Raw genomic sequence first — 1,152 nt, 5'->3', positions numbered from 1 at the left:
ATCTTCATTTATATTCCCAATATCTTTAGGGATACCTTTACGGATAACATCACTTGCTTTAGAACTTTTTAATAGTTCAAGGAAATGTTCATCCGACATTTCACCATTTGCAACTGCTATTTCTTTTAGTGAAAGGAAACGATTGACTAAGCGAATCAACTGCCCTTTGTGCCATTTTGCTTCACTGATACGAAATTCAATCGATCCAAATCGACACATTGGCCTGAAGTTTATTGCAGTGTATTTATTCCAAGAATTTAATAGATTATCTAAGAACATGGCATCATTTAGTGACCACAGCTCCCCTAGACATTCTAATTGACTCTGGGCAAAACCTAAAGCTATACAAAAATTGTTTTTATAACGATGAAAACCACTGCATTTAAACAGAACACGCTCATAAAACACATAAGCCAAAATCATTTTCTTGATTTGGGCAACTGTCATATCACGAACATCGACATGGACATGAGTTGAACAGCGCCAAGTTGTATCTGGGTGTCTTTTAGATAAAAAATCATCTATTTCAATGGCGGCTTTATAAAGATTAGCACCACCCCACGGATTAGAACACACAAATTCTAAGCCATTGTTACGCAATGATCCATCTGACTTAACTGTCCAGTAGCGGAAAGAAGTGTCATATATTTCGAGATTTTCAAGCTCTATCTCTACACCAGCTAGGTATTCCCCCACAACTAGTGGGTGCTTTTCGATAGAACGGTGGGTAGTACGTATACCAAAATGACTTGCGACAGTTTTCATTATAGGTACTTCCGATATATTTCCAAAAATTGGTTGATAGTTGTAAACTTCAGGTTCTGGTTGTTCACCATGATCACCCTTTACTTTATCTGTTTCTACTTCGTTTTCTTGAAAAATCCCTGATAAAGAGTCTATGAGGTCATTACTGTTATTTGGCATTCAGGCCACCCCTTTTGTAGTACTTTAGATAAATGGTTTGCCTCAGCACATAGTGCCACATCAGTTCCATTAATACCACCAATTGGAATACCCTTATAATCTAGCTTATTCCCATGACGTAGGAATATCCCATCGATAATATTTTCGTCTTCAATTTCGTTGAATAAAGCATATGCAACATCTGAGGACAATTGTATATTGCTTGAAAATCGACGATCACACAAACCC

The 1,152-nt window shown here is 37.1% G+C and carries 2 protein-coding genes; both read right to left on the bottom strand.

All coding sequences use genetic code 11. The features are described 5' to 3' along the window. The coding region (locus N1032_RS23495; protein ID WP_259542779.1) for an amidoligase family protein at positions 1-924 on the bottom strand (924 nt) is incomplete at its 3' end. Then, on the bottom strand, positions 897-1,152 hold a 256-nt coding region (locus tag N1032_RS23490; RefSeq protein ID WP_259542777.1), incomplete at its 5' end, for a hypothetical protein. The genes N1032_RS23490 and N1032_RS23495, both read right to left, overlap by 28 nt.

The organism is Herbiconiux daphne (assembly GCF_024979295.1).
GTDB lineage: Bacteria > Actinomycetota > Actinomycetes > Actinomycetales > Microbacteriaceae > Herbiconiux > Herbiconiux daphnes.
This window is presented reverse-complemented; position numbering and strand designations above follow the sequence as displayed.